The organism is Musicola paradisiaca NCPPB 2511 (assembly GCF_000400505.1).
GTDB classification, from domain to species: Bacteria; Pseudomonadota; Gammaproteobacteria; order Enterobacterales; family Enterobacteriaceae; genus Musicola; species Musicola paradisiaca.
Genome location: NZ_CM001857.1, coordinates 2,173,213 through 2,198,007 on the forward strand (window position 1 = coordinate 2,173,213; position 24,795 = coordinate 2,198,007).

The 24,795-nt window shown below is 54.5% G+C and carries 21 protein-coding genes and 1 pseudogene; 13 read left to right on the forward strand and 9 right to left on the reverse strand.

Translation table 11 applies throughout. The features are described from left to right. The first annotated feature begins 40 nt into the window (after nucleotides 1-40). From DPA2511_RS09505 to DPA2511_RS09520, 4 genes are all read left to right on the forward strand, one after another. Nucleotides 41-1,513, forward strand: coding sequence for an amidase (locus DPA2511_RS09505; RefSeq protein ID WP_012765451.1), 1,473 nt, complete (start codon nucleotides 41-43; stop codon nucleotides 1,511-1,513). Nucleotides 1,514-1,770: 257 nt separating this feature from the next. Next, a complete protein-coding gene (locus DPA2511_RS09510; protein ID WP_012765452.1) occupies nucleotides 1,771-2,211 on the forward strand; it encodes a hypothetical protein in 441 nt (146 codons plus the stop codon). Between the two features lie 317 nt (nucleotides 2,212-2,528). Then, nucleotides 2,529-2,960, forward strand: coding sequence for a DUF2946 domain-containing protein (locus tag DPA2511_RS21485; protein ID WP_264175904.1), 432 nt, complete (start codon nucleotides 2,529-2,531; stop codon nucleotides 2,958-2,960). 45 nt (nucleotides 2,961-3,005) lie between these two features. Beyond that, nucleotides 3,006-4,460, forward strand: coding sequence for a PepSY-associated TM helix domain-containing protein (locus DPA2511_RS09520; protein ID WP_012765454.1), 1,455 nt, complete (start codon nucleotides 3,006-3,008; stop codon nucleotides 4,458-4,460). Nucleotides 4,461-4,667: 207 nt separating this feature from the next. Here the strand turns inward: DPA2511_RS09520 and gap are convergent, their stop codons facing one another. From gap to DPA2511_RS09535, 3 genes are all read right to left on the reverse strand, one after another. Further along, nucleotides 4,668-5,681, reverse strand: a complete 1,014-nt coding sequence (gene gap / locus DPA2511_RS09525) for a type I glyceraldehyde-3-phosphate dehydrogenase (RefSeq protein WP_012765455.1) — start codon at nucleotides 5,679-5,681, stop codon at nucleotides 4,668-4,670. 77 nt (nucleotides 5,682-5,758) lie between these two features. Continuing rightward, a complete protein-coding gene (locus DPA2511_RS09530; RefSeq protein WP_012765456.1) occupies nucleotides 5,759-6,739 on the reverse strand; it encodes a GlxA family transcriptional regulator in 981 nt (326 codons plus the stop codon). Between the two features lie 217 nt (nucleotides 6,740-6,956). Further along, entirely contained in the window at nucleotides 6,957-8,171 is a 1,215-nt protein-coding gene (locus tag DPA2511_RS09535) for an MFS transporter (RefSeq protein ID WP_012765457.1), read from the reverse strand. A 579-nt stretch (nucleotides 8,172-8,750) separates the two neighbouring features. On the opposite strand from DPA2511_RS09535, the gene dbpA reads away from it, so the two are divergent. Further along, nucleotides 8,751-10,124 (forward strand): ATP-dependent RNA helicase DbpA, encoded by a 1,374-nt coding sequence (gene dbpA / locus DPA2511_RS09540; protein ID WP_012765458.1) that lies wholly within the window; start codon nucleotides 8,751-8,753, stop codon nucleotides 10,122-10,124. A gap of 67 nt (nucleotides 10,125-10,191) precedes the next feature. Beyond that, a pseudogene (locus DPA2511_RS24250) lies at nucleotides 10,192-10,362 on the forward strand (DUF6694 family lipoprotein); the annotation flags it as partial. 452 nt (nucleotides 10,363-10,814) lie between these two features. Here DPA2511_RS24250 and ychF read toward each other — a convergent pair. Both ychF and pth read right to left on the reverse strand, forming a co-directional pair. Beyond that, nucleotides 10,815-11,906: a redox-regulated ATPase YchF gene (gene ychF / locus DPA2511_RS09550; RefSeq protein WP_012765459.1), complete on the reverse strand. Its 1,092-nt coding sequence runs from the start codon at nucleotides 11,904-11,906 to the stop codon at nucleotides 10,815-10,817. 141 nt (nucleotides 11,907-12,047) lie between these two features. Further along, a complete protein-coding gene (pth, locus tag DPA2511_RS09555) occupies nucleotides 12,048-12,635 on the reverse strand; it encodes an aminoacyl-tRNA hydrolase (protein ID WP_012765460.1) in 588 nt (195 codons plus the stop codon). A 272-nt stretch (nucleotides 12,636-12,907) separates the two neighbouring features. Here pth and ychH point away from each other — a divergent pair, with 272 nt between their 5' ends. Continuing rightward, nucleotides 12,908-13,177: a stress-induced protein YchH gene (gene ychH / locus DPA2511_RS09560; protein ID WP_012765461.1), complete on the forward strand. Its 270-nt coding sequence runs from the start codon at nucleotides 12,908-12,910 to the stop codon at nucleotides 13,175-13,177. A 566-nt stretch (nucleotides 13,178-13,743) separates the two neighbouring features. Here ychH and prs read toward each other — a convergent pair. The 3 genes from prs to lolB all read right to left on the reverse strand — a co-directional run bounded on the left by prs (nucleotide 13,744) and on the right by lolB (nucleotide 16,308). Next, nucleotides 13,744-14,691: a ribose-phosphate diphosphokinase gene (gene prs, locus DPA2511_RS09570; RefSeq protein ID WP_012765462.1), complete on the reverse strand. Its 948-nt coding sequence runs from the start codon at nucleotides 14,689-14,691 to the stop codon at nucleotides 13,744-13,746. Between the two features lie 120 nt (nucleotides 14,692-14,811). Beyond that, complete coding sequence (gene ispE, locus DPA2511_RS09575; RefSeq protein ID WP_012765463.1) at nucleotides 14,812-15,684, reverse strand: 4-(cytidine 5'-diphospho)-2-C-methyl-D-erythritol kinase; 873 nt, start codon at nucleotides 15,682-15,684, stop codon at nucleotides 14,812-14,814. Nucleotides 15,685-15,687: 3 nt separating this feature from the next. Further along, nucleotides 15,688-16,308 (reverse strand): lipoprotein insertase outer membrane protein LolB, encoded by a 621-nt coding sequence (gene lolB, locus DPA2511_RS09580; protein ID WP_012765464.1) that lies wholly within the window; start codon nucleotides 16,306-16,308, stop codon nucleotides 15,688-15,690. Between the two features lie 208 nt (nucleotides 16,309-16,516). On the opposite strand from lolB, the gene hemA reads away from it, so the two are divergent. From hemA to kdsA, 5 genes are all read left to right on the forward strand, one after another. Next, nucleotides 16,517-17,773 carry a glutamyl-tRNA reductase gene (gene hemA / locus DPA2511_RS09585; protein WP_012765465.1) on the forward strand — a complete coding sequence of 419 codons (1,257 nt, stop codon included), beginning with the start codon at nucleotides 16,517-16,519 and terminating at the stop codon, nucleotides 17,771-17,773. Between the two features lie 44 nt (nucleotides 17,774-17,817). Beyond that, the gene (gene prfA, locus DPA2511_RS09590) at nucleotides 17,818-18,903 is read left to right on the forward strand and encodes a peptide chain release factor 1 (protein WP_012765466.1); all 1,086 of its coding nucleotides are present in this window, start codon (nucleotides 17,818-17,820) and stop codon (nucleotides 18,901-18,903) included. Further along, nucleotides 18,900-19,739 carry a peptide chain release factor N(5)-glutamine methyltransferase gene (gene prmC, locus DPA2511_RS09595; protein ID WP_012765467.1) on the forward strand — a complete coding sequence of 280 codons (840 nt, stop codon included), beginning with the start codon at nucleotides 18,900-18,902 and terminating at the stop codon, nucleotides 19,737-19,739. The genes prfA and prmC overlap by 4 nt, the downstream gene beginning before the upstream one ends. Before the next feature lie 248 nt (nucleotides 19,740-19,987). Next, nucleotides 19,988-20,797, forward strand: a complete 810-nt coding sequence (gene sirB1 / locus DPA2511_RS09600) for an invasion regulator SirB1 (RefSeq protein WP_012765468.1) — start codon at nucleotides 19,988-19,990, stop codon at nucleotides 20,795-20,797. Between the two features lie 36 nt (nucleotides 20,798-20,833). Beyond that, complete coding sequence (kdsA, locus tag DPA2511_RS09605) at nucleotides 20,834-21,688, forward strand: 3-deoxy-8-phosphooctulonate synthase (protein ID WP_012765469.1); 855 nt, start codon at nucleotides 20,834-20,836, stop codon at nucleotides 21,686-21,688. A 142-nt stretch (nucleotides 21,689-21,830) separates the two neighbouring features. Here kdsA and ydgH read toward each other — a convergent pair whose 3' ends face one another. Beyond that, on the reverse strand, nucleotides 21,831-22,769 hold the full coding sequence (gene ydgH / locus DPA2511_RS09610) for a DUF1471 family protein YdgH (RefSeq protein WP_012765470.1): 939 nt from the start codon (nucleotides 22,767-22,769) through the stop codon (nucleotides 21,831-21,833). Between the two features lie 493 nt (nucleotides 22,770-23,262). Here ydgH and pntA point away from each other — a divergent pair, with 493 nt between their 5' ends. After that, the gene (gene pntA, locus DPA2511_RS09615) at nucleotides 23,263-24,792 is read left to right on the forward strand and encodes a Re/Si-specific NAD(P)(+) transhydrogenase subunit alpha (RefSeq protein ID WP_012765471.1); all 1,530 of its coding nucleotides are present in this window, start codon (nucleotides 23,263-23,265) and stop codon (nucleotides 24,790-24,792) included. Nucleotides 24,793-24,795: the final 3 nt, after the last annotated feature.

Genomic DNA, 24,795 nt, shown 5'->3' on the forward strand with positions numbered 1-24,795 from the left:
CGAAACCTATCCGTTTTACAAGGTACAGGATGCATTAACGATGAAGACTGTGATGAGCTGGGATGAGTGGGCCGCGTGTGATGCGACCAAAATGGCGGAACTGGTGAAGCAAGGGGAGGTCACGCCCACGGAGCTGGCGCAGCAAACGGCGGCTGCCGTTGCCCGGATTAATCCGCATATCGGTTCGGTGATCGCGCTGTTCGATGACGCCATCGCTGCGCCGGAAACCGATGGTACCCGGCTTGACGGCCCGTTTCGTGGCATACCTTTTCTGATGAAAGATTTGGGGCCGGGCGTGAAGGGGCGTTTGCAGGAACAGGGTTCCAAATTCCTGCGGGGCAACCGACCGGCGGAAGATGCATTTCTTACCACCCAGATCCGCCACGCCGGGTTGAATATCATCGGGCGAACCACGGCGCCGGAGTTCGGCGTGTGCGGTTCGGTGGAAAATCCGGAGATTTATGTCACCCGTAACCCCTGGAACCCCGACTATACGACGTTCGGCTCTTCTGCCGGCGCCGCTGCATCGGTTGCGGCGGGCATCACGCCGCTGGCCCATGCCACCGACGGCGGCGGATCTATCCGTATTCCCGCCGGTTCCCAAGGGTTGATCGGCCTGAAAAGTACCCGCGGGGTGTTTTCGATTGCGCCTGCGTTGTCCGATATCACCGGGTATGTTTCCACCCAGGGCTGCGTCAGCCGCAGCGTCAGGGATACCGCACTGTTCGTCGACAGCTGCCGCGGCGGCGCGCCGGGCGAGTTCATGCCCTACTGGAAAAGCGACGAGGCCTATACCCACATCATCAAAAAAGATCCGGCCCCGTTGCGCATTGCGGTGTCGCACGAATGGGGGCAGTACCGCGCCGAACCCCATTTTGTGAGTGAGCTGGAGCGGACGGTTCGGTTTTTACAAGAGCTGGGTCATCAGGTGGAGTGGGTGACGCCCGATATCGATTTCGATGAGGCATTCCGGGCGCAAACTACCTGTTACATCAGTAATTTTGCGCAGTTCATCCAGCGCCTGCTGGAGAAGCGCGGGTTGTCGGCGCCGCCGGATGATCAGGTTGAGCCCATCAACATCAAAATCTGGCAGAAAGGGATTGATATGTCCTACAGCGATCGCTGGAAAATGCAGGATGTTTTCAATACCACCTCGCGCCGCCTTGGTCGTTTCTATGAGACGTGGGACATGATTCTGACGCCGACATTCTCCAAACCGACGCCGCTGATGGGCGAGAAGAAATACCTGACGCTGAGCGATAACCCGGATGTGCTCGACTGGTTCTACACCCTGTGGGATATCTTTTCCTATACGCCGCTGGCCAGCCTGACGGGAACGCCGGGGATTTCGATACCGCTGGCGCGGCAGACATCGGGCGTGCCGCTGGGGATGCATTTCCAGACCCGGCAAGGTAACGACGGCCAACTGTTACAACTCGCGGCGCAGGTAGAGCGTGCGCTGGGCGGCAGTTTCTTCAATCGCGCATTGCCGGCGGTTCATGTGACTCGTTGATGATCCTGTTGCGGTGAAGGGGCCGCTGATGGCGGGCAAATGCGCGGTATGCCCACAACGCGAGATAAACGCGCCGGCATCGGCCGGGGCTACCGACAAGATGCCGGACGCAGGGGGGATGGCCGCGGATGCGGTGTCGCGAAGAGCGAACAGCAGGCAAAGCCAGTCAGCTCGGCAGGTGATGGGGGAGGTTTCACTTCCCGGCGAATCAGCGCTATTGTGCAGACCATTCGATGCTGGTTTCAGGAGGTATACGTATGCATAACACCTTGACTATCGACGCTGATTGGGTGCGCTTTTCCACACCGGATGCCGTGCTGACGCTAGGATACCGCGCTATTGCCCGCCGTTTTTTCCACCGTGATATCCCATCGCCCTATGAGGTTGAAATGGCGATCGCCGCCATTGAAGATACGATTCAGGCGACGCCGGCGCTGCATCATGTGGCGTCACATTTCGCTTGTGCCGACGGTTATCTGGCGGCAATCGCCCGCAGTGCTGGCGTGAACGGGCCGTTGTTGACTCAACAGCAGATTGAGAACGTATTTAACCGGGTGGCGGATGTGATCGCCGGTAGCCCTAAATATCACGATGAGTTCCCGGACGGCGCGGATTTCATCAGCTACCTGGTGATTGTGCGCGAACTGTCGCACCACCTGAATATTCAACAGATAACGCTGACCGGCGCCGCGACATAACCGCCGGCACGTGCCGCTACGGTTGCCTGCGTTGTGGGATGATCCGTTGTGCCGCCTATCCGGTGCGGGATGAATGATATTCTGATGAGCCTTGTGCGCAGAGCGTTGCGGCGCGTTTACCCGATAAACCCTGGGTAGCGTGTTGCTCGTGCCGCCTGCGTTGGATCACAGGTTGTTAACCGAAAGCATCCCAGTTGGACACCCGCGCTTTACTTTTTTGTGTGCGACATTAACATCGGGGGCACATTTTTCAGCCCCCGTTCATTGTGATGATGTTTTCCCGTCGCCTGATCACTCGCCTGACTGCATATATCGCGATGTTCGCCATGGTGATGCTGCTCGGCGCGCCGATTGTCTCAAAACATCTGCAATCCAGCGGCTTACTTGCGTCTGAATCGCGCGACGACGGCAGCGCGGTCGCGCATTCCGCCATGACGATGCCAGGGATGGATCATTCGTCAATGCATGGCGCGGCGGCGATGGGGGTGACTCCGTCAGCAAGCCCTCATCGACATGATTATCCTGCGCAAGACAGTGCCTGTGATTACTGCGAACTGCTTATCCATGTTCCACTGTTTTTGTGGGTTTTTACGCCTGAACTTCGGTTTGTTCCTTTCTCCTGCTGGCATTCGCAAAGCGTTACTATCGTCGCGCTTTATCTGCGCCTGAGTGCGGCGTTTCATATGCCAAGGGCGCCGCCTCTCGTTTCAGTTGGTGGGGAATCTTTATTCATTCACGACGCGGAGTGACAACCTCCGCCGTTGAATCATTTCTGAAAACTGAAACGGTGAGTTATGTCGAATGCTCAGACCAACGCACGGGTGGGTGGTAGTGCGCTGTTTAACCTTATCCGACGTCTGCATTTTTATATTGGACTGTTTGTTGCGCCTTTTATCTTCGTCGCGGCTCTGACCGGCACCTTGTATGTGCTGACGCCGCAACTGGAAAACTACGTGTATAACGATGCGCTGACGGTTATTCCGGCGGGCGAAGCCAAGCCGTTGTCGGCACAAGTCGCCGCTGCCCGCCACTATGCGGGTGAGGCGCTGAACGTGTACGCGGTAAGACCGTCGCCTCAATCGACGGAGACCACCCGCGTACAATTCGTCAGCGGGAGCCTTGGCCCTTCCGAGTCACGCTCGGTCTTTGTCGATCCGTATTCTCTGGCCATTAAAGGCGATATGACCGTCTACGGCACCTCCGGCGTGTTGCCGCTGCGACTGTGGCTGGATCAACTGCATCGTGGGTTGTTGCTGGGTGATCTCGGTCGAAACTACAGTGAGCTGGCGGCCTCCTGGTTATGGGTGGCCGCGCTGGGTGGGGTGGTGCTTTGGCGGGGCACCCGCCCGCGCCGAGCCGCGAAAAAGATAAGGGGGCGGTTTGCCGTCTCCCGTCACTGGCATATTACGCTGGGTTTAATGCTGGTGATCGGGTTGCTCTTTTTCTCCGTGACCGGGCTAACCTGGTCGCAATGGGCTGGCGATAATATCGACAAAATGCGTAGCTCGCTGAACTGGCTTACACCACAGGTCAGAACCGATATCAATGCTGAAAGCCCTGTCGGCGTAGCCGACCCACACGCCGAACACTCTGCCGGGATAGCCATGCCTATGCCCGGCATGGATATGGCGGGGATGTCTCATCCGGCAACCGTTAACCGGCCTGATGGCGATTGGGATAAGGTGCTGGATGCCGCCCGGGCGGCAGGGATTTCGGCGCAAAAAGTGGAATTGCGTCAACCCAAAGCAATGGGTAAAGCATGGACGGTAACGGAAGTGGATCGCCGCTGGCCAACGCAGGTGGATGCGGTATCGGTAAACCCGAAAAACTTCGCTATCGTCGACCATGTCTGGTTTGAGCAGTTTCCGCTGGCCGCCAAGCTGACCCGCTGGGGGGTGGATGCGCATATGGGGATACTGTTTGGGGTGCCCAACCAGCTCATTCTCGTCTTTTTCGGGCTGGGGCTTTGCAGCATGATTGTGTTGGGGTATCGCATGTGGTGGTTGCGGCGCCCGGCCGTCGCGCGGATGAACCCGCTCGATACGCTTTGCGGCGCGTGGTTGTCATTGACGGTGCTGCAAAAATCACTGGTATGGGTGATGGCAGCGCTGCTGGGGTATGCATTGCCGGTCATGGGGATCAGCGTGCTGTTGTTTATGTCGGTGGATATTTGGCGCTGGTGGCGAATGAAGAGCCGTTTTGCCGATCACCATGCGTACCCGAATTCGTCTACGCAATGTGATGGTTAACAGGAAATTTTTAGGATGTATCCATCTGATTTTAAAACATATCTGGCGATATATCGCCAGTGAATTCTGGTGGCGCCGGCGCGATCCTGATACGGACTTGATGCCGTCAAACAACGTAGTGATGGCGTCTGGTTGTTACGGTTAGGTGAAAACAGAGGGAGCGTCGTGAACGAACACCCGTTGAAACCGGGTGTTCGTTCTCAGTATTTATTGCTGTTCGCGTTGAGACATCATGAGCGCCAGATCAACCAGGCGATTTGAAAACCCCCATTCGTTGTCATACCAGGCGAGAATTTTGACCATATTGCCGCCGATAACCAGCGTCGACAGCCCGTCGATGATGGATGATCGTGGGTCGCCCCGGTAATCGCTTGATACCAGCGGCTCGTCGCTATAGCCCAGAATGCCGTGCAACGGCCCAGCGGCTGCCGCCTGACGGAAGGCATCGTTGACGTCCTGCACGCTCACATCACGTTCAAGCGTAACCGTCAGATCGACTATCGACACCACCGGAACCGGTACGCGCAGCGAGTAGCCGGTCAAACGGCCATCAAGTTCGGGGATGACTTTCCCCAGCGCTTTGGCCGCACCGCTGGAGTACGGCACGATCGACAGCGCGGCAGCCCGTGCGCCGCGGAGATCTTTTTCCGGTTGGTCGTGTAATACCTGGCTATTGGTGTAGGCATGTGTGGTATTCATCAGTCCGTGCTTGATACCAAATGCCTGGTGGAGTACCTGCGCGGCAGGCGCCAGGCCATTCGTCGTGCAGCTACCGTTGCTGACGACATAGTGTTTATGTGGATCGTAACGTTCGTGGTTTACGCCCATCACTACCGTCAAATCGTCGTTCTTGCCTGGCGCGGAGATGATGACACGTTTCGCGCCGCCGCTATGAATATGTACCGCCGCTTTTTCACGTTCGGTGAAGAAGCCCGTCGCTTCGATAACGATATCTGCACCTACGTCACGCCAGGGGATGCGGGCGGGATCGCGCTCGCTGAATACGACGATGGGGCGACCCGCGACGCGCAATTGCCCGTCGGCGGCTTCCACGGTAACGGGCAGCGTACCCAGCAGCGAGTCGTATTTCAGCAGGTGCGCCAGCGTTTTGCTGTCTGTCAGATCGTTGATTGCCACAATCTGGATATCCGGGTTGTCCAGCGCTGCGCGTAGCACGTTGCGTCCGATTCTCCCGAAACCATTGATACCGACCTTGACCATGATGAACTCCTTATGTGTTGTCTTGGGGTTACTGTAGGCCGCGGGTCTTGTGGCGTAAATGACAAAAAAGGATCACTTTACGCCATTTTGCAGCAATGAAAGCGCTGGCGATATTCTCCCGGCGTCAGGTGGAGCTGTTTCTCAAAGATACGGCGGAGGTTGATGCTGTTGCCAAAGCCCGTTTGCAGGGCAATGTTGTCCAGCGTATCGGTGGTTTGCTCCAGACGCTGCCGGGCGGCGGCCAGGCGCGCTTCGGCGACATAGCGCGCCGGAGAAACGCCGGTTTCACGGGTAAAAACGCGGGTGAAATTACGTGGACTCATGGCGACTTTTTCCGCCAATGCGTCAACGCAAAGGTCGGCAGTGATATTTTCAAGCAGCCATGCCTGTAAATCGCTGATCGGGCCGGAGCCGTTGGGGGGCTGTAAATGGTAACGACTGAACTGTAACTGACCGCCGGGGCGGCGCAGATACATCACCAAGTCCTGCGCGACATCGCGGGCCAGGCTAAAACCGTAGTCCTCTTCAACCAGTGCCAGCGTCAAATCAAAACCGGAACTGGCTCCGCCGGATGTCCAGATCGGGCCATCCTGAATATACAGCGGCCCGCCTTCAACTTTTACATCCGGGAAGGTTGACTGCATGGTCTCCAGCAATTTCCAGTGCGTCGTCGCCCGTCGTCCGTTAAGCAGCCCGGTCTGCGCCAACAGCATCGCACCGCCGCAAATTGAAACAATACGGCGTGCATGAGGCGCGGCGAGGCGCAGCCAGTCGACGACGGCGGCGTCTTCCTGTTCACTTTGCCCCCGGCCGGTAATGATGACCGTGTCGAGGGGGTCGCGAGGATCCAGCTCATGAAGGCGATGGTCAGCCAGCAGGTTTAACCCCGATCTTCCGTGGATCACCTGATGGGGTTGCGTTGTCGCGATATCGACCTGGTAACGCGGGCGGGCTAAACCTTCCGCATACAGCAGATTCGCCTGTATCAGAATGTCGGCGATACCGGTGGATTCGAACAGCAAGCCGCCGTCGGGAACGATAATAAGGATTTTTTTCATGTCCTGAAAAGTAAGCCTTTAGCAAAATAAGTCAACAAGGATGCGGGGGAATTTTACCAAAATGGCTCGCTCTGTTGATGGGGCGAACAACCTGACGGTTATCCATGAGGCGCAGGACAGGGAGACATTACAGTATGGCGGTGGTTCTATTGCCATGCAGTGCCCACTGCATGGCTTAACATCAACGCAAAGCCGCATGCCTTGGTTATATGGGTTTTCAACGCTGCCCGATCTGGCTTTGAGGGCGCGTGAACAGTAGCCCCAGCACTATCAGCGTGACCAACAGGAACCAGCCTGGTACATCGCTTTGGGTCGTATCTCGCAACAATCCCAACGCTGGCGTCACGAGCACAATGGCGACCTGATTGACGGCCATGGACAACCCCAGCGCAAAGCCGGTTTTTTGCGGTGGCGCCGACTCAGCCACGTAGGCAACCCAGGGGCCGTACCAGCCAAAACCGAAAAACCCCAGCCAGGCCAGCAGCAACGCCACCGGCAGCGGCGAACTTAGCGGTAGCCAGATCAAAGCCAGTAAACTCACGACAGCGGCAATCATGCACACAAATACCGGGAAATAACGCCCCGATTTGCAGTGGTCGCTCCATGCCGCCAGCAGGATGCGCCCGATAGCGCCGGCGATTTGTCCCACAAATAGCAATGATGCCGCCAGGGCTACCTCCATCTGTAACCGATCATGTAAATAGAGCACCGTGAACACCAAAATGCCGTACTGTGCCGATACCAGACTGACCCCAGAGACCATGATGTTCTTCATTGAAGGATCGGTAAGCATGTGTAATCGCAGTATGGCGCCTTTCCATAGGCTCCCGGTGGTAGTTTGCGTCGCGACATCATGCATGTGGGGTGAGCGGTAGAACAGGATAAAAACCAATGCCCCGACAAGCGCGACCAGCCCTCCGACCAGAAACGAATATCGCCATCCCCACTGTGCTGCGGTAAACGGCAGGATCGCCGCCGCCAGTGCACCACCCAGCGGCAGCCCCGCCTGGCGGATACCCATGGCAAACCCCCGTTGCTGCTTGTCGAACCACCGCGCCACGGATTTGCTGCCGCCAGGCTGAGCGGTGCTGTAACCGGCGCCCACGACGATCAGGAACATGAGTATCGAAGAATAACTACCGGCCAGCATGGCGGCCATCAATGCGCACGCGACCACCAACGTGCCGATACCCACCACCAGGCGCTCGCTATATCGATCCAGTAGCTCGCCTGCGACCAGCAGCCCAACGAGCGGCACCAACTGCGCTGCCGACACCAACAAGCCAATTTGCATGGCGCTTAAGTGAAGTTCGTGCTGAATATAGATGGCGATCGTCCCGATACCCTGTACAAAAAAACACGCGCAGGCCTGGGCCAGGGTCGCAATGGCCAGAATCACCCATCGGTAGCTTGTATTGGCTGTGGAAACCATTGTGTTCAAATCACGTCCTCATCGTGTTGGCTGGTTTTAACCAGGCTTGTACTCGGGATCCCTTTGACAGCGCGCGGGGGGTTCCATCTTCATTAACGGATATGGCGCCGAGCCATGATTGAACCCTCTGCGGCAATGACGTTGTGAATCGCCATGGATAATCTGGATATGTCCGAGCCGTTGATAATATTGGCTTTTATGCTCTATCGCTGACCTCTGAGTGCTCGAACTATGCCGACGCTTACTGTTATAAAACATTTCGATGTCATCAAAAATATCGCTGTCATCAAAAATATCGCTGCGGGCTTCTTTCCGCGTTCCGTAGCGCTTTTTCTTTATCCATCCATGTTTCGGTCACAGAAAAACGCTTTCACCAATCCACGTCTATGTACTGAATGCCCTGAACCGAGGAAACCGTGAGACTCGGCGATGCGACCACATTGAGGTGTCGGCTATCGTAAAAAAAGAGTGGCAGACGCTGGCATCAATGACGGGTGAATATGCCTGATGAAAACTCCTCGCGGTGCGGTAGGAAAGGGATGGTATCATTGCCGGCTTATCTCATCTGGAATTTTCACCGTGACCTCATTTGCTGAACTGAACGCGCTTCCTGCGGAACAACTTACCACCCTTAATGCGCTGGGCTACCTGACCATGACCCCGATTCAGGCGGCGGCGTTACCGGCGATCCTGGCAGGAAAAGATGTCCGCGCGCAGGCGAAAACCGGCAGCGGCAAAACCGCTGCTTTCGGCCTGGGCCTGTTACAGCATCTTGATGCCGGGCGGTTCAATACCCAGTCGCTGGTGCTGTGCCCGACCCGTGAACTTGCCGATCAGGTTGCCAACGAACTGCGCCGCCTGGCGCGCTACATGCCGAATATCAAGGTGCTGACGCTGTGCGGCGGCGTACCGTTCAGCATCCAGCGCGATTCGCTGACCCATGCTCCCCACATCATTGTCGCTACGCCGGGCCGACTGCTGGATCACCTGGAAAAGGAGACCGTCAACCTTGATGCCCTGCAGACGCTGGTGCTGGATGAAGCGGATCGCATGCTTGATATGGGGTTCGCCGACGCCATCGATGCGGTTATCGCCCATGTGCCCGATCAGCGTCAGACGCTGTTGTTTTCCGCTACCTGGCCGGACGCCATTGCCGCCATCAGTCATCGTATCCAGCACGATCCGCTGGTTATTGAAATCGACACGGTGGATGAACTGCCGGCGGTTGAACAGCAATTCTATGAGGTTTCCCGCAGCGGCAAACTCGATCTGCTGCAGAAACTGCTGAGCCGCGAACAGCCTGCGTCCTGCGTGGTGTTCTGCAATACCAAAAAAGACTGTCAGGCGGTATACGACGCGCTGACCGCCAGTCACCAGAGCGTGCTGGCACTGCATGGCGACATGGAACAGCGTGACCGCGATCAGACACTGGTGCGGTTTGCTAACGGCAGCAGCCGTGTGCTGGTGGCCACCGACGTTGCCGCGCGCGGGCTGGATATCAAAGCGCTGGAGATGGTGGTTAACTTCGAGCTGTCGTGGGATCCCGAAGTGCATATCCACCGTATCGGGCGTACCGCCCGCGCCGGTGAAAGTGGGCTGGCCATCAGCCTTTGCGCACCGGAAGAGGCCCAACGCGCCAATGCGCTCGAAGAAATGCTCAATCTGAAACTCAGCTGGCACCCGCTGCCGACCGGGCTGCGCATCATCCCGCTGGAAGCGACGATGGCGACGCTGTGCATCGACGGCGGCAAGAAAGCCAAAATGCGTCCCGGCGATATTTTGGGGGCATTAACCGGCGACATGGGGCTGGATGGCGCCGATATCGGAAAAATTGCCATTCACCCGACCCATGCCTACGTGGCCGTGAGGCAGTCGGTGGCGCGCCATGCGTGGAAGCAGTTGCAGCAGGGGAAAATTAAAGGCAAAGCGGTGAAGGTTCGGTTGCTGAAGTAACGACAATGAATCCCCCACATATTGATGAAGCTCTGCGTACTGATGGCCTCTAGTTTTCAATAATGCACTAAACGTTCTGGTCTTTAGCCACCTGACCATGAATGGACTGATGCAGGAAGGGGCGGCGGATAGTTCATCCATACTTGAAAACAAAATGAGAAGTGACCTGTCAGGGAAGACCGGCGAAGAGGTTATCTCCTACGCCGATAAAATCAGAAAGGAGAGGGCTGGGAAATAAAAAGCGTAGGCATGACAGTCAATCGGCGAACTCGATGAGAAACAGAAAGCCGCCAGCCGCCGCTGCAAATCTAAAACTGATGGACACTTTCAACGTGTTGCGCTCACGTTTCTATTTCGAGAAAAGCAATACTGTGATGCTCAACCTATCTTTACCGAATGGGACGCCAGCCGCTTTGCGGAACTCAAAGCGAAGTATCCTGATTCAGGCAAGTCATGCATGCATGAACCCCCACACTCCGGTGTGAATTCCGGCAGTGTGGGGTTCGGGCGAACGCCAATAGAATAGACAGACTCCTTGCATCAAGCAGGAAACGGATTGTATTTATTTTAAGTGCGCTGCCTTGGGATAATATGAAACATCATAAAAAAATCCACGCAACTGCATGGATTTTATGAAATTTTTAAGTCTTCATGCGATTTGGTGAAACCGCATGAGACGACAAATTTTATTTAGACGTTGAACAGGAAATTCATCACATCGCCATCTTTAACGATGTACTCCTTGCCTTCTGAACGCATTTTGCCGGCTTCTTTCGCACCCTGTTCACCTTTGTACGCGATGAAATCTTCATAGGCGATGGTCTGGGCGCGGATGAAACCTTTCTCAAAGTCGGTATGGATTTTACCGGCGGCCTGCGGCGCGGTGGCACCGACCGGGATAGTCCAGGCGCGGACTTCTTTTACGCCCGCGGTGAAGTAGGTTTGCAGGTTCAGCAGCTCATAGCCTGCGCGGATCACGCGGTTCAGCCCCGGTTCTTCCAAGCCCAGTTCCGCCATAAATTCTTCACGTTCTTCATCATCCAACTCGGCGATATCCGATTCGACGGCGGCACACACCGGCACCACCACGGAGCCTTCTTTAGCCGCGATTTCGCGTACCTGATCCAGGAAAGGGTTGTTCTCGAAACCGTCTTCATTAACGTTGGCGATGTACATAGTCGGTTTCAGCGTCAGGAAGCTCAGGTAGCGGATGGCCGCTTTCTCTTCCGCACTCAGATCCAGCGCCCGCAGCATCCCGGCGTTTTCCAACTGAGGCAGGCATTTTTCCAGTGCCGCCTGCTCAATTTTGGCGTCTTTGTCGCCGCCTTTGGCTTTCTTCTGCACGCGATGCAGAGCACGTTCACAAGTGTCCAGATCCGCCAGTGCCAGTTCGGTATTGATGGTGTCGATGTCATCGGCAGGGCTGACTTTGCCCGCGACGTGAATGATATTTTCGTTCTCAAAACAGCGAACAACGTGGCCGATGGCTTCGGTTTCACGGATATTGGTCAGGAATTGGTTGCCCAAACCTTCACCTTTGGACGCGCCCTTTACCAGACCGGCGATGTCAACGAATTCCATGGTGGTTGGCACTACGCGCTGGGGGTTGATGATTTCTGCCAGCTTGTCCAGACGCAGATCCGGCATTGGCACGACACCGGTGTTCGGTTCGATGGTACAAAACGGAAAGTTGGCCGCTTCAATACCGGCTTTGGTCAGCGCGTTGAACAGAGTAGATTTACCAACGTTAGGCAGCCCAACGATACCGCATTTGAATCCCATGTTTATATCACCTTAAATAACGTAACTTGCAGGCTGTAGAGAAAACAGCCTGACATGATGTGAAATCTGCGTCGATTATACACGTAACAACGTGGTAACTCGATCCGGCTTTCTGCCGCCGCTTTCTGTGTAACCAAACGATCAAGCAGCCTTGAAGGCGTGCAGACGGTTCATCGCCCGAATCATATCTTCTTTCATCAGCACCTCGGTGCAACGCACCGCTTCATCGATCGCCTGATCGATCAGCGTTTGTTCAGGGGCAGAGGGTTTGCCCAGTACGAAGCCGACCACTTTGTTTTTGTCGCCAGGGTGGCCGATGCCGATACGTAACCGGTGAAAGTTGGGGTTGTTGCCCAGCTTGCTGATGATGTCTTTCAAACCATTGTGACCGCCGTGGCCGCCGCCCAGTTTGAGTTTCGCCACGCCGGGCAGTAAGTCCAGCTCATCGTGCGCGACCAAAATTTCCTCGGGCTGGATACGGTAAAACGTCGCCATCGCCGCAACCGCTTTGCCGCTCAGGTTCATGAAGGTGGTGGGAACCAGCAGGCGAACGTCTTGCCCCGCCATTTGCAGGCGAGCGGTGTAGCCAAAAAATTTGCTTTCTTCTTTCAGTGGCTGCCGATAGGCCTCGGCGAGTTGGTCAACGTACCAGGCCCCTGCGTTGTGCCGGGTGGCGGCATATTCTGCGCCGGGATTGGCCAGACCTACAATTAACTTGATGCTACTCACTTATCGGATTCCAGAATTGAGCGTTACGGTGTAACGCAGTCAAGGAGACATTTATCGGGCGACAGTTTACACGCCGCAGTGAGAATCACCAATAACGCGCCGCGCATGTCGCGGATAACGAAAGGTTGAGGGGGAAAGTAGCAAAATGTGCCATTAACTGTGATCGCTTCCGCAATCGGGTTATAGCCGCCTGCCTATAATGTAATCACACCAGAGAAATACGCGGCACTTTCGTATTAACGATTTCAACTGAATATTTCTGGAGGTGAAATATGAAACGTCGGAATGCAATAACAGTAGGCAATATATTTATGGGTGTGGGGATGCTGCTCATGGTAATTGGTATCGCCTATGCTATTGCCAGTCAGTTACCTGAGCTGAATTTACCCGGCTCATCCACCTATATGGAATTAGTCGCCATTTTTGCCGGCGCTATCTTGTGGTTGACCGGTGCTCGCATCGGCGGTCATGAGACTGTGTCCGACCGTTATTGGTGGCTGAAACATTTCGATAAACGCTGTCGGCGTGAACGTCATCCCTGATGGGCGATTAATAGAGAATTAAGCTGTGCAGCTTGCTGGCGATGACTTGAGAGTCAATTAAGAGTATCGAATTATCCAATCTGGATAATTCGATAATTTTTGTGCCGATGCAGATATCCGTCATGCTTTACGTTGTCGGTGCGCTGGTGTTATTACTCGGCGCATTCTTGGGCTTCATCCCTTTGGTGCCTCGGCCTGCTGTGTTTATATCGCTGACGGCAGAGTTGTCGTTCATTCAGGTCATTGACGTGAGTAAACGCTCAGGGATTCATTGAATTATTGATTTCCTGCAACCCGAATTAATTGTGGCATAGGGACATTACGCCGTATCAGTAACCTTATTTTTCGGTTTGCCATAGGAAATGTTCGACGGGCAATAATATTGACTCGAATTCAGCATATCAATCAGGGGAGGCGACAGCCCGTGTCGTCAATACCTGCTGATCGGAAGGTGGCGGTGTCGATGACGCCATCCATCGGGTGAGTAAAATGGCGATTCCTGAGACGTGTCGCGTGATCCAATAAAACCCCCCGATGAAGCATCGGGGGGCATTCTGCTGGGAGCATCAATGCTCGAACATGGCGGAGATGGACTCTTCGTTGCTGATGCGACGAATCGCTTCCGCCAGCATGCCGGACAGCGTCAGCGTGCGTACATTCGGCAGCGACTTGATTTTTTCCGACAGCGGGATGGTATCGCAGACAATCACTTCATCAATAACCGAGTTCTTGATGTTCTCGTGTGCGTTGCCTGAGAAGATCGGGTGAGTGGCGTAGGCGAACACCCGCTTCGCACCACGTTCTTTCAACGCTTCCGCCGCTTTGCACAGCGTACCGCCGGTGTCGATCATATCGTCGACCAGAACGCAGTCGCGACCGGCCACATCACCGATGATATGCATGACCTGTGACACGTTGGCGCGTGGGCGACGTTTGTCGATGATCGCCATGTCGGTGTCGTTCAGCAGTTTGGCGATGGCGCGAGCGCGGACTACGCCGCCGATATCAGGAGAAACCACGATCGGGTTGTCCAGATTCTGCTGCAGCATGTCCTCCAACAGGATCGGGCTACCAAAAACGTTATCTACCGGAACGTCGAAGAAGCCCTGAATCTGCTCGGCATGGAGATCAACGGTCAACACGCGATCCACGCCAACGCTGGAAAGGAAATCAGCAACAACTTTCGCAGTAATCGGCACACGCGCTGAGCGAACGCGACGATCCTGACGGGCGTAGCCGAAATAAGGCATGACCGCAGTAATTCGTCCTGCAGAAGCACGGCGAAGCGCATCGACCATTACCACCAGTTCCATCAGGTTGTCGTTGGTAGGGGCACAGGTGGATTGGATGATGAAAATATCACCGCCACGTACATTTTCGTTGATTTGTACGCTGACTTCGCCGTCACTGAAACGACCAACGGCAGCGTCGCCCAGGCCAGTGTACAAACGGTTGGCAATACGTTGTGCTAGTTCCGGTGTTGCGTTACCAGCAAAAAGCTTCATATCAGGCACGAGAAGAACCTCAAGCTTGCGTCCAGAGAAATACCCTATCCGGCGGGGTGACGCATGCCATGATAGGGTATGCATACGGGTGTATGGATAAAAGGCTCGAAATCACGGTAGCGGTGACTTTCATGCGCCTTCTGATAGGCCGGAAAGCAGTTGTTGCAACGGGGAGATATTCGCGCCGCGGGCAACAAACCCGGTCATTCTTTCCGGAACCCGGTCTAGCACCTGACGTGCGGCGGACTCGGTGTCGAATTCAGCAAACACGCAAGCGCCGGTGCCAGTCAGGCGCGCCGGTGCGTATTCTAACAGCCATAAAAGTAGCTCTTCAACCTTACGAAAACGTTTTCTTACTACAGTTTCGCAATCATTACGGAAAGGTTGTGTGAGTAGGCGATCCAGCGGCATAACCGGCGTGTTACGTTTAAGATCCTGATCTTTAAATATTAATGGTGTTGATATGTGTACGCCGGGATGTATAACCAGATACCATTTTTCCGGCGGCGATACGGGGGTCAGAACCTCCCCCACGCCCTCGGCAAATGCAGCATGCCCATGAATGAAAACAGGGACATCCGCACCTAACGCCAGCCCCAGCTCCGCCAATGCTTTGGCGGATAACCTACTGTTCCACAAATAATTCAGCGCCAGTAATACGGTGGCTGCGTTTGATGAGCCGCCGCCTAAACCGCCACCCATCGGCAGTCTTTTTTCGATGGCGATATCTGCTCCGGCGTAAGGAAGATGGTGCTGCTGACAATGAACCTGTAACAGGCTGGCCGCGCGGACAATCAGGTTTTGTTCATCCGGTACGCCGGCAATGGGGGTGTGCAAAAGGATGCGACAATCCGGTCTGGGGGTGATCGTCAGCGTGTCGCCATACTCCAGAAATTGGAACAGTGTTTGCAGATTGTGATAACCGTCGGCGCGACGCCCGGTGACGTACAGGAACAGATTCAGCTTAGCCGGGGACGGCCATTGCGTGATTGTCGCTTGCATGGGTTATTGTACCGTCCAGTTATCCATTTTCAGTTTGATGCGCTGCTCACCTTGGCTGAGCTCCAGGCTTTGCGGCAAAGGCAGCGCCCCTTCTGTGTAGGACTGGTAACTGACAGACCAGTCCTGATCGCCCTGACGATAACTGGCGCTGCGGAGCAGTGCGTGCTGATCCAGCTCATAGCGCTGTGCGTCGCCCGGTAAGCCCAGCATCCACTGGCGCAGGTTGTCGAGCGGTATAGCCATGCCGGTCAATTGCTGCACCATATACTGGGCATCTTTGCCGACATAACGTTTTCCTTTCCCATCAATAAGTTGCACATTGTCAGGTTGGGATTGCAGCTCAAGCTCGGTACTTCCCAGCGGGCTGGTCAGCAATAGACGGTAGCGCTGCGGCGAGGATTGCTGCCAAAAGAAACGAGCGTACAGCTTTTTCCTATCGGAAATATAGGCGAAGGAGCCGCGGGTTTGATATTGACTCAAATTCTGTACTTTTTGTGCGTGTTCTCGCCACTCGGGGGAGGTCGGGGCTTTACCGGGTTGAGTGGGTTGCATCAGGGAACAGGCCGTCAGAAGAACGCTGGCCAGGGGAAGTAACCGCAGGCAGCGAAAGGATTTTTGGGGCATGTCGATAGGATCCTGTGAAACATTAAGTGGCTACTGCAAGGCGTCACGCTAACGGTGTTGGCAAGGCGCGTCAATCTTTGTTATTGCCGGACGGCAAACCAGCCCTTAGCCCGAACCGGGCGACCGGGTCGCTTTTCTTGCCATCGGGCTTCAAGTAGAATGCGCTTCAGATGAAACCCATACTAACACCGGGATTACTCCGCAAACCATGACCCTGCTTGCGCTTGGTATCAATCATAAAACAGCGCCTGTCTCATTGCGTGAACGAGTGTCGTTTGCGCCGGATACGCTTGGACATGCTTTGCACAGCCTGCTGCAGCAACCGCTGGTTCAGGGCGGCGTACTGCTTTCCACTTGTAATCGCACCGAACTTTATCTCAGCGTCGAGGAAGAGGGCAACCGTCGAGAGCAGCTGATTCGTTGGCTGTGCGAATACCATCAACTGAATCCTGAAGATGTGTGTAAAAGCCTGTACTGGCATGAAGACAATGCGGCGGTCAGCCATTTGATGCGTGTTGCCAGCGGGCTGGATTCGCTGGTGCTTGGCGAACCTCAGATCCTTGGTCAGGTAAAGAAAGCCTTTGCCGATTCCCAGCGCGAACACTCTTTATCCGGCGATCTTGAACGTCTGTTCCAAAAATCGTTTACCGTTGCCAAACGAGTCCGAACTGAAACCGAGATTGGTGCCAGTGCTGTCTCCGTCGCGTTTGCCGCCTGTACGTTGGCCCGACAGATTTTTGAATCTCTGGGGGATGTCAGCGTGTTGCTGGTCGGGGCGGGCGAGACTATCGAACTGGTCGCCCGACATCTGAGCGAACATCGGGTCAAACGTATGGTGATTGCCAACCGCACCCGCGAACGTGCGCAATTGTTGGCCGATGAGGTGGGGGCCGAGGTGATCGCGCTGGCGGAGCTGGATTCTCGGTTGCCGACGGCGGACATCGTGATCAGTTCTACCGCCAGCACCTTGCCTATTATCGGCAAGGGCATGATGGAACGGACGATGAAAGCGCGCCGCAATCAACCGATGCTGATGGTGGATATCGCCGTACCGCGCGATATCGAACCGGAAGTCGGCAAATTGCCCAACATTTATCTCTACAGCGTAGACGATCTGCAGGCCATCATTCAGCATAACCTGGCGCAGCGACAGGCGGCGGCGGTTCAGGCCGAATCTATCGTTCAGCAGGAGAGCGTGGAATTTATGGCCTGGCTGCGGGCTCAGGCGGCGGTTGAAACCATTCGGGATTATCGTTCGCAGGCGGATCAACTGCGTGAAGAGATGACCGCCCGGGCATTGGCTGCGATTCAGAATGGCGGCGACGTGGAAGCGGTGGTGCAGGAGTTGACGCATCGGCTGACTAATCGCCTGATCCACGCTCCTACCAAATCACTTCAGCAGGCCGCGCGTGATGGCGATCTCGATCGTTTACAGATTTTGCGTGACAGCCTTGGGCTGAACTAGCATTCTTTTCCCCCTTTGGATAGAAACAGGACTTAACTGCTCGCATGAAGCCTTCTATTGTTGCCAAACTGGAAGCGTTACAAGAGCGCCATGAAGAAGTACAGGCGCTGCTTGGCGATCCCTCGATTATCTCTGATATGGACCGTTTCCGGATGTTATCCCGCGAATATGCCCAGTTGACCGATATCACGCGCTGTTTTCAGCGCTGGCAACAGGCTCAGGACGATATCGCTACAGCGGAAATGTTGCTTGATGATCCTGAAATGCGCGAAATGGCGCAGGATGAGTTGAAGGAAGCCAGAGAAGCGGGGGATACGCTCGAGCAGCAGTTGAAAGTCCTGCTGTTGCCGCGTGATCCGGATGATGAACGCGGCTGCTTCCTGGAGATTCGCGCCGGAACCGGCGGTGATGAGGCGGCATTGTTTGCCGGCGACTTGTTCCGCATGTACAGCCGTTATGCTGAATCGCGTCGCTGGCGGGTTGAGATGGTAAGCGCCAGCGATGGCGAGCATGGCGGTTATAAAGAGGTGATCGCCAAAGTGATCGGCGAAGGCGCCTACGGGCAGCTCAAATTTGAATCCGGCGGGCATCGGGTGCAGCGTGTTCCGGCGACGGAATCTCAGGGGCGCATCCATACGTCGGCCTGTACCGTGGCGGTCATGCCGGAAGTGCCGGAGGCTGAACTGCCGGATATCAACCCTGTGGATCTGCGCATCGATACCTTCCGTTCTTCTGGCGCGGGTGGGCAGCATGTCAACACGACCGACTCCGCCATCCGTATTACCCACTTGCCCACCGGCATTGTGGTGGAGTGCCAGGACGAGCGTTCACAGCATAAAAACAAAGCCAAGGCGCTCTCGGTGCTGGCAGCGCGTATTCGTGCGGCGGAAATGCAAAAGCGTCAGCAGGAAGAGGCCTCGACGCGGCGTAACCTGTTGGGCAGCGGCGATCGATCCGACCGTATCCGTACCTATAACTTTCCGCAGGGAAGAGTAACCGATCATCGTATCAACCTGACGCTTTATCGTCTGGATGAAGCGATTGAAGGCAAACTGGATATGCTGATTCAGCCGATCGTTCAGGAGTATCAGGCTGACCAACTGGCGGCGTTGGCCGAACAGGATCAATGAATTATCAACAGTGGCTGCATCAGGCTATCGAGCGACTTCAGGATAGCGACAGCCCCAGGCGGGATGCGGAAATTCTGTTGGGGCATGTGACCGGCAAGCGCCGCACCTTCCTGATCGCGTTTGGTGAAACGTTGTTAAGCGACGATCAGCAACAAATGCTTGAAGGGTTGCTGACGCGCAGGTCGGCCGGCGAGCCCATTGCCTATCTGACCGGCGAAAAAGAGTTCTGGTCATTAGCGCTTGAGGTTTCCCCGGCAACGCTTATTCCGCGGCCTGATACGGAGTGTCTGGTCGAGCAAGCGCTGCAACGCCTGCCGCCACAGGCGTTGTCCGTGCTGGATCTGGGGACGGGAACCGGTGCTATTGCGCTGGCGATAGCCAGTGAGCGTCCGGCTTGCGATGTGCTGGGCGTTGATTGTCAGCCCGATGCGGTAACGTTGGCTACGCATAACGCCCGGCGTCTGGGGATCCATAACGTCCGTTTCCTGTTGGGTGATTGGTTTTCTTCGCTGAATGAACAGCGATTCTCGATGATCGTCAGTAATCCCCCCTATATTGATGCCGCCGATCCGCACTTGAATTGCGGCGATGTGCGATATGAGCCGGCAAGTGCACTGGTGGCCGGTGAACACGGCCTGGCTGATTTGCGTCATATCGTGCAATATTCGCGACATTTCCTGTTAGATGGCGGGTGGTTGCTGTTGGAACATGGTTGGCTGCAAGGCGAAAGCGTGCGTGAGCTTTTCTGGCAGTATGGTTTTTCACAGGTAGAAACGTGTCGTGACTATGGCGGTAACGAGCGGGTATCGCTGGGAATGTGGGCGCATCCGGCTTGAACATGATCAAGCCCGACCGGTCGGCTTGTTTGAGCGGGATCACAGGGAAGAACGTCGGTGGCGGCTATCTGCCGCCAGGGCATGGAAAGCAGGCTGACGAAAAAAAGGTTTAGCATTATTATCTATACCCGCCGCGCTGGGGTCTGTAAAACAGCGGTTTTGCCCATAAAGGCGTGGCGAGGACGTTGTTGGTTGGCCTGAATATGTCTTCAGGTTTCACCGCCTGAGTTTTTGCTGATGGATTAATTATGAGTTCTATTGCTGATTTTGAGTTCAACCAATCACCGTTAAGCGAAGGTGTGGTTCTGGTATCCCAGTCGATACGTCGGGATTTCTCTTCCGAAAGCGTAAAACGTCATCTTCAGCAACTCGTTGAGGAGGCCCGTGCGACGATTTCCACCGAACTTGAACAAGATCAGCAGCTTGAGCAGCTTATTGAGCTGTTCTTTCACACCTGGGGCTTTGGCGGCGCCAGCGGGGTATACCGACTTTCGGATGTGCTTTGGCTGGATAAAGTGCTGGAGTCACGACAGGGTATGCCGGTTTCATTGGGGGTTATCTTTCTGCATATTGCACATCAGTTAGAGTTGCCGCTGATGCCGGTGATTTTTCCTACGCAGTTGATTCTTCGGGCCGATTGGCTGGACGGTGAAATGTGGCTGATCAATCCGCTGAATGGCGATTCGCTGGACGAACATGTGCTGGATGTCTGGCTAAAAGGAAATCTTGGCTTGTCTGCCAGCCTGGCGGATGAAGATCTGGATGAAGCCGAAAATGTCATGATTGTCCGCAAGTTGTTGGATACGTTGAAGATCGCGTTGATGGAAGAAAAACAGATGGAACTTGCATTACGTGCCAGCGAGACGGTGTTGCAGTTCGATCCGGAAGACCCTTACGAGATTCGTGACCGCGGGCTGATTTACGCCCAGCTTGATTGTGACCATATCGCATTGTCTGATTTGAATTATTTTGTCGAGCAATGCCCGGAAGATCCGGTCAGTGAAATGATCAAGGTTCAGATTCACTCCATTGAGCAGAAGCAGATCGTCCTGCATTAACAATGTTTTCTTATTTAATCCGACTAAGGTAATGCTATGAACAACAAAGTGGTTAACGTCGGGGATATCCCGGTTGCCAACCATCTTCCGTTTGTACTGTTTGGCGGTATGAACGTGCTGGAATCGCGTGATCTGGCAATGCGGATTTGTGAACATTATGTAACGGTAACTCAAAAATTGGGGATTCCTTACGTTTTTAAAGCATCCTTTGATAAGGCCAATCGTTCATCAATCCATTCCTACCGCGGCCCGGGTCTGGAAGAGGGGATGAAAATCTTCCAGGAATTAAAACAAACCTTCGGCGTTAAGGTGATTACTGACGTACACGAAGCGTATCAGGCTCAGCCTGTCGCCGATGTGGTTGATGTCATCCAGCTACCGGCGTTTCTGGCGCGCCAGACTGATCTGGTTGAAGCGATGGCGAAGACCGGTGCGGTGATTAACGTTAAAAAGCCGCAATTTATCAGCCCAGGACAGATGGGCAATATCGTCGATAAATTCCGTGAAGGCGGCAATGAAAATGTGATTTTGTGCGATCGCGGTACTAATTTCGGTTACGACAATCTGGTCGTTGATATGCTGGGTTTCAACGTGATGAAGCAGGCATCTCATGGATTGCCGGTTATTTTTGACGTGACTCATGCCTTACAGTGTCGCGATCCTTTCGGTGCGGCATCCGGTGGTCGCCGTGCTCAGGTTACGGAGCTGGCGCGTGCGGGAATGGCGGTAGGGCTGGCCGGCCTGTTCATTGAAGCGCACCCGGAACCCAATAGCGCCAGGTGTGACGGCCCGTCCGCGTTGCCGCTTAATAAGCTGGAGCCGTTCCTGGCGCAGATGAAAGCGATTGATGAACTGGTAAAAAGTTTCCCTGAGTTGGATACCAGCAATTAATGCTGGATTGCCGCCATAAAAAACCCGCTGGATAGCGGGTTTTTTACATCAGTATCCGGCTGCAACGTTATCACGTGATGCCGACCTACACATCAGTTCGAGTTCGGTCGGCATCATTATTGCTGTCGGTCGTATTTACACATTATTTGTACAGGTCTGCACTGATCGTGTAGCGCTCGCCGTTTTCCTGCCAGCGTTTGGTAATGTGGTAAAACTTAGCGCCTTTCTCTGCCGCTTTTTTGGCCACAGCTTCCGAGATATCTGTCGGGCTGCTGAACGAATCGCGGATGGTGATCGAATCGAATGGGGCCATTTGGGCGGCAGTTGTATTATTCAACTCTTCAATTTTTTTACCGTCAGGAAGCGTGACGGAGTAACGCGGCCCGTTACTGGCGAAGAAACTACTGAGTTTGCTGCTTAGCGAGGATGAGGTGGCTACGCCAGGGATCTCAACATTCGCCGCAGCCGTGCCGCCAGCCGCCATCGCGGCCTTACCGGCGTCAGAATTGGCCGGAATGGCATCTGGGCTTTGAACCTGGCGTTTGGGCGCGTCTTTTTTGAACAAGAATGCGGTGGCGGATTGGGTTGAACCGTTGGAGTTAATATCCGCCTGGCGGGCGATGAAGAAGGAGTAAGCGCCTTTCCGTCTGGCTTCCTGACCGATTTCTTCCTTGATCTCTAACTGAGTGCCGAACGCGCCGGTAACTGTTACCAGATCATAGGGTTCCAGACGAACCGCTTCATCTTTTGATAACTCTTTTACGCCGCTGAATTCACGGTATGTTGTGTCTTTGGTGGCTGCCGGCGCATCTTTTTTATAGAGATCGATGGTGACTGCCCAGCGGCCGCCGTTAACTTCGGATGTGCTTTGGATATAGAAGGCCGCGGCGCCCCGGGCATCGGCTTGTCGGGATGCATCGTTAGCCGCTTCATAAATAGCATCGTAGCGACCATAAAAAGTGATGCGGTCGAAGGGTTTCAGTGATTCTGCTTTTTGAGGAGTAAGTTCCTGCGCTGCCTGCGTGGAAAACGCTACTATTGATAGGAGTGTTGATGCAAAAACGCGATTTTTCAGCTTCATAAAAAATCCTTTCGCCTGACGCAATACGGTGAATACGTACAAAGCCGTCTTATTTGGTAGCCGCTGATTATGGCACGGAATATCCGGCGGCGCTCCAGCATTTTGAATCGAAACCGCATCACGGGGAACGCAAGACACTATGCTGTGAATTACCTGAGTTAATAACATATTCCGCATCATGAAGAATATTTATTAACATCCTAATTTTTAACAAATTAGTAACGAAATTTTTGTGAAGTAGGTTTAAATATTCCAGTGGTAATAATGCTAAGAAAGTTTATTTAAACTGCGATATATAACCACGAATTGGTGTTGTTGCCTGCCATAACTCCGTTTTATGACTAAATGTTTTTACATGTGGATCATAAATTACATTTTCAGTAGGTTATAACGTGATTGGCCGTAGAAACAGAATGCGTATCTGTAGTACGGCAAATCATTTACATGGTGAATTGGCAATAAGAACCTTCGTGACAACGAAAAGGGACTCATAATGCGTATTGGTGTACCGAAAGAACGGCTGGCCAATGAAGCCCGTGTCGCAGCGACGCCGAAAACGGTGGAGCAGCTGTTGAAACTGGGTTTCGAGGTCGCTATTGAACGCGGGGCTGGGAAATTGGCCAGCTTTGATGATGCTGCGTATGAACAGGCCGGCGCGACGATTGAGGATACGGCGACTGTCTGGCAGAGCGATATCATCCTCAAAGTGAACGCGCCTCTGGATGATGAGGTGGAATTGACTCGGGCTGGCAGCACGCTGGTCAGCTTTATCTGGCCTGCGCAGAATCCGGCGTTGCTGGAAACATTGGCTGCACGTCAGATTACTGTACTGGCAATGGATGCTGTGCCTCGTATTTCCCGCGCTCAGTCTATGGATGCATTGAGCTCTATGGCGAATATCGCCGGTTATCGCGCGATTGTAGAGGCCGCCCATGAGTTTGGCCGTTTCTTTACCGGGCAAATCACTGCTGCGGGTAAAGTGCCTCCGGCCAAAGTGATGATCATTGGCGCCGGCGTGGCCGGTCTGGCGGCTGTTGGCGCTGCCGGCAGCCTGGGTGCCATTGTCCGCGCATTCGATACCCGTCCTGAAGTGAAAGAACAGGTGCGTAGTATGGGCGCCGAGTTTCTGGAACTGGATTTTGAAGAAGAAGCCGGTAGCGGCGATGGCTACGCCAAAGTCATGTCTGAAGCCTTTATCAACGCTGAAATGGCACTGTTTGCTGCGCAGGCTAAAGAGGTCGATATCATCGTCACCACGGCGTTGATTCCAGGTAAACCGGCTCCGCGTCTGATTACGCGCGAGATGGTAGAAAGCATGAAGCCGGGGAGTGTGATTGTCGATTTGGCTGCACAGACCGGTGGAAACTGCGAGTTAACCGTGGCTGATCAGGTAACGGTGACGGAAAACGGGGTGAGAATCATCGGGTATACCGATCTACCCAGCCGTCTGCCTACGCAGTCCTCACAACTGTATGGCACCAATCTGGTTAACCTGCTCAAACTGTTGTGTAAAGAGAAAAACGGCGAGATCGATATCGATTTCGACGATACCGTCATTCGCGGCGTTACTGTGATTCGTAACGGTGAATTGACCTGGCCGGCACCGCCGATCCAGGTGTCCGCCCAGCCTCAGCAGGCAAAACCTGCGGCCGCCGCTGCGCAAGCCGAGGAAAAGCCCGCATCGCCGTTGAGAAAGTTCATCTTTATGGCTATCGCCATCGTTCTGTTCGGCTGGCTGGCGAATGTCGCCCCCAAAGAGTTCCTGTCGCATTTTACCGTGTTCGCGTTGTCATGCGTGGTCGGTTACTACGTGGTGTGGAATGTCAGTCATGCATTACATACGCCGTTGATGTCTGTCACCAACGCGATTTCCGGGATTATCGTGGTGGGCGCGTTGTTGCAGATAGGGCATGGTGGATGGGTGTCGTTCTTCTCGTTCATCGCGGTGCTGATTGCCAGCATCAATATCTTCGGTGGTTTCACCGTAACTCAGCGCATGCTGAAGATGTTTCGCAAGAATTAAGGG

Coding starts and splice junctions, on each gene's coding strand:
- DPA2511_RS09505 (WP_012765451.1), top strand. CDS start 41: ATGAAGACTGTGATGAGCTGGGATGAGTGGGCCGCGTGTGATGCGACC.
- DPA2511_RS09510 (WP_012765452.1), top strand. CDS start 1,771: ATGCATAACACCTTGACTATCGACGCTGATTGGGTGCGCTTTTCCACA.
- DPA2511_RS21485 (WP_264175904.1), top strand. CDS start 2,529: ATGTTCGCCATGGTGATGCTGCTCGGCGCGCCGATTGTCTCAAAACAT.
- DPA2511_RS09520 (WP_012765454.1), top strand. CDS start 3,006: ATGTCGAATGCTCAGACCAACGCACGGGTGGGTGGTAGTGCGCTGTTT.
- gap (WP_012765455.1), bottom strand. CDS start 5,681: ATGGTCAAGGTCGGTATCAATGGTTTCGGGAGAATCGGACGCAACGTG.
- DPA2511_RS09530 (WP_012765456.1), bottom strand. CDS start 6,739: ATGAAAAAAATCCTTATTATCGTTCCCGACGGCGGCTTGCTGTTCGAA.
- DPA2511_RS09535 (WP_012765457.1), bottom strand. CDS start 8,171: ATGGTTTCCACAGCCAATACAAGCTACCGATGGGTGATTCTGGCCATT.
- ychF (WP_012765459.1), bottom strand. CDS start 11,906: ATGGGATTCAAATGCGGTATCGTTGGGCTGCCTAACGTTGGTAAATCT.
- ychH (WP_012765461.1), top strand. CDS start 12,908: ATGAAACGTCGGAATGCAATAACAGTAGGCAATATATTTATGGGTGTG.
- ispE (WP_012765463.1), bottom strand. CDS start 15,684: ATGCAAGCGACAATCACGCAATGGCCGTCCCCGGCTAAGCTGAATCTG.
- lolB (WP_012765464.1), bottom strand. CDS start 16,308: ATGCCCCAAAAATCCTTTCGCTGCCTGCGGTTACTTCCCCTGGCCAGC.
- hemA (WP_012765465.1), top strand. CDS start 16,517: ATGACCCTGCTTGCGCTTGGTATCAATCATAAAACAGCGCCTGTCTCA.
- prfA (WP_012765466.1), top strand. CDS start 17,818: ATGAAGCCTTCTATTGTTGCCAAACTGGAAGCGTTACAAGAGCGCCAT.
- prmC (WP_012765467.1), top strand. CDS start 18,900: ATGAATTATCAACAGTGGCTGCATCAGGCTATCGAGCGACTTCAGGAT.
- sirB1 (WP_012765468.1), top strand. CDS start 19,988: ATGAGTTCTATTGCTGATTTTGAGTTCAACCAATCACCGTTAAGCGAA.
- kdsA (WP_012765469.1), top strand. CDS start 20,834: ATGAACAACAAAGTGGTTAACGTCGGGGATATCCCGGTTGCCAACCAT.
- ydgH (WP_012765470.1), bottom strand. CDS start 22,769: ATGAAGCTGAAAAATCGCGTTTTTGCATCAACACTCCTATCAATAGTA.
- pntA (WP_012765471.1), top strand. CDS start 23,263: ATGCGTATTGGTGTACCGAAAGAACGGCTGGCCAATGAAGCCCGTGTC.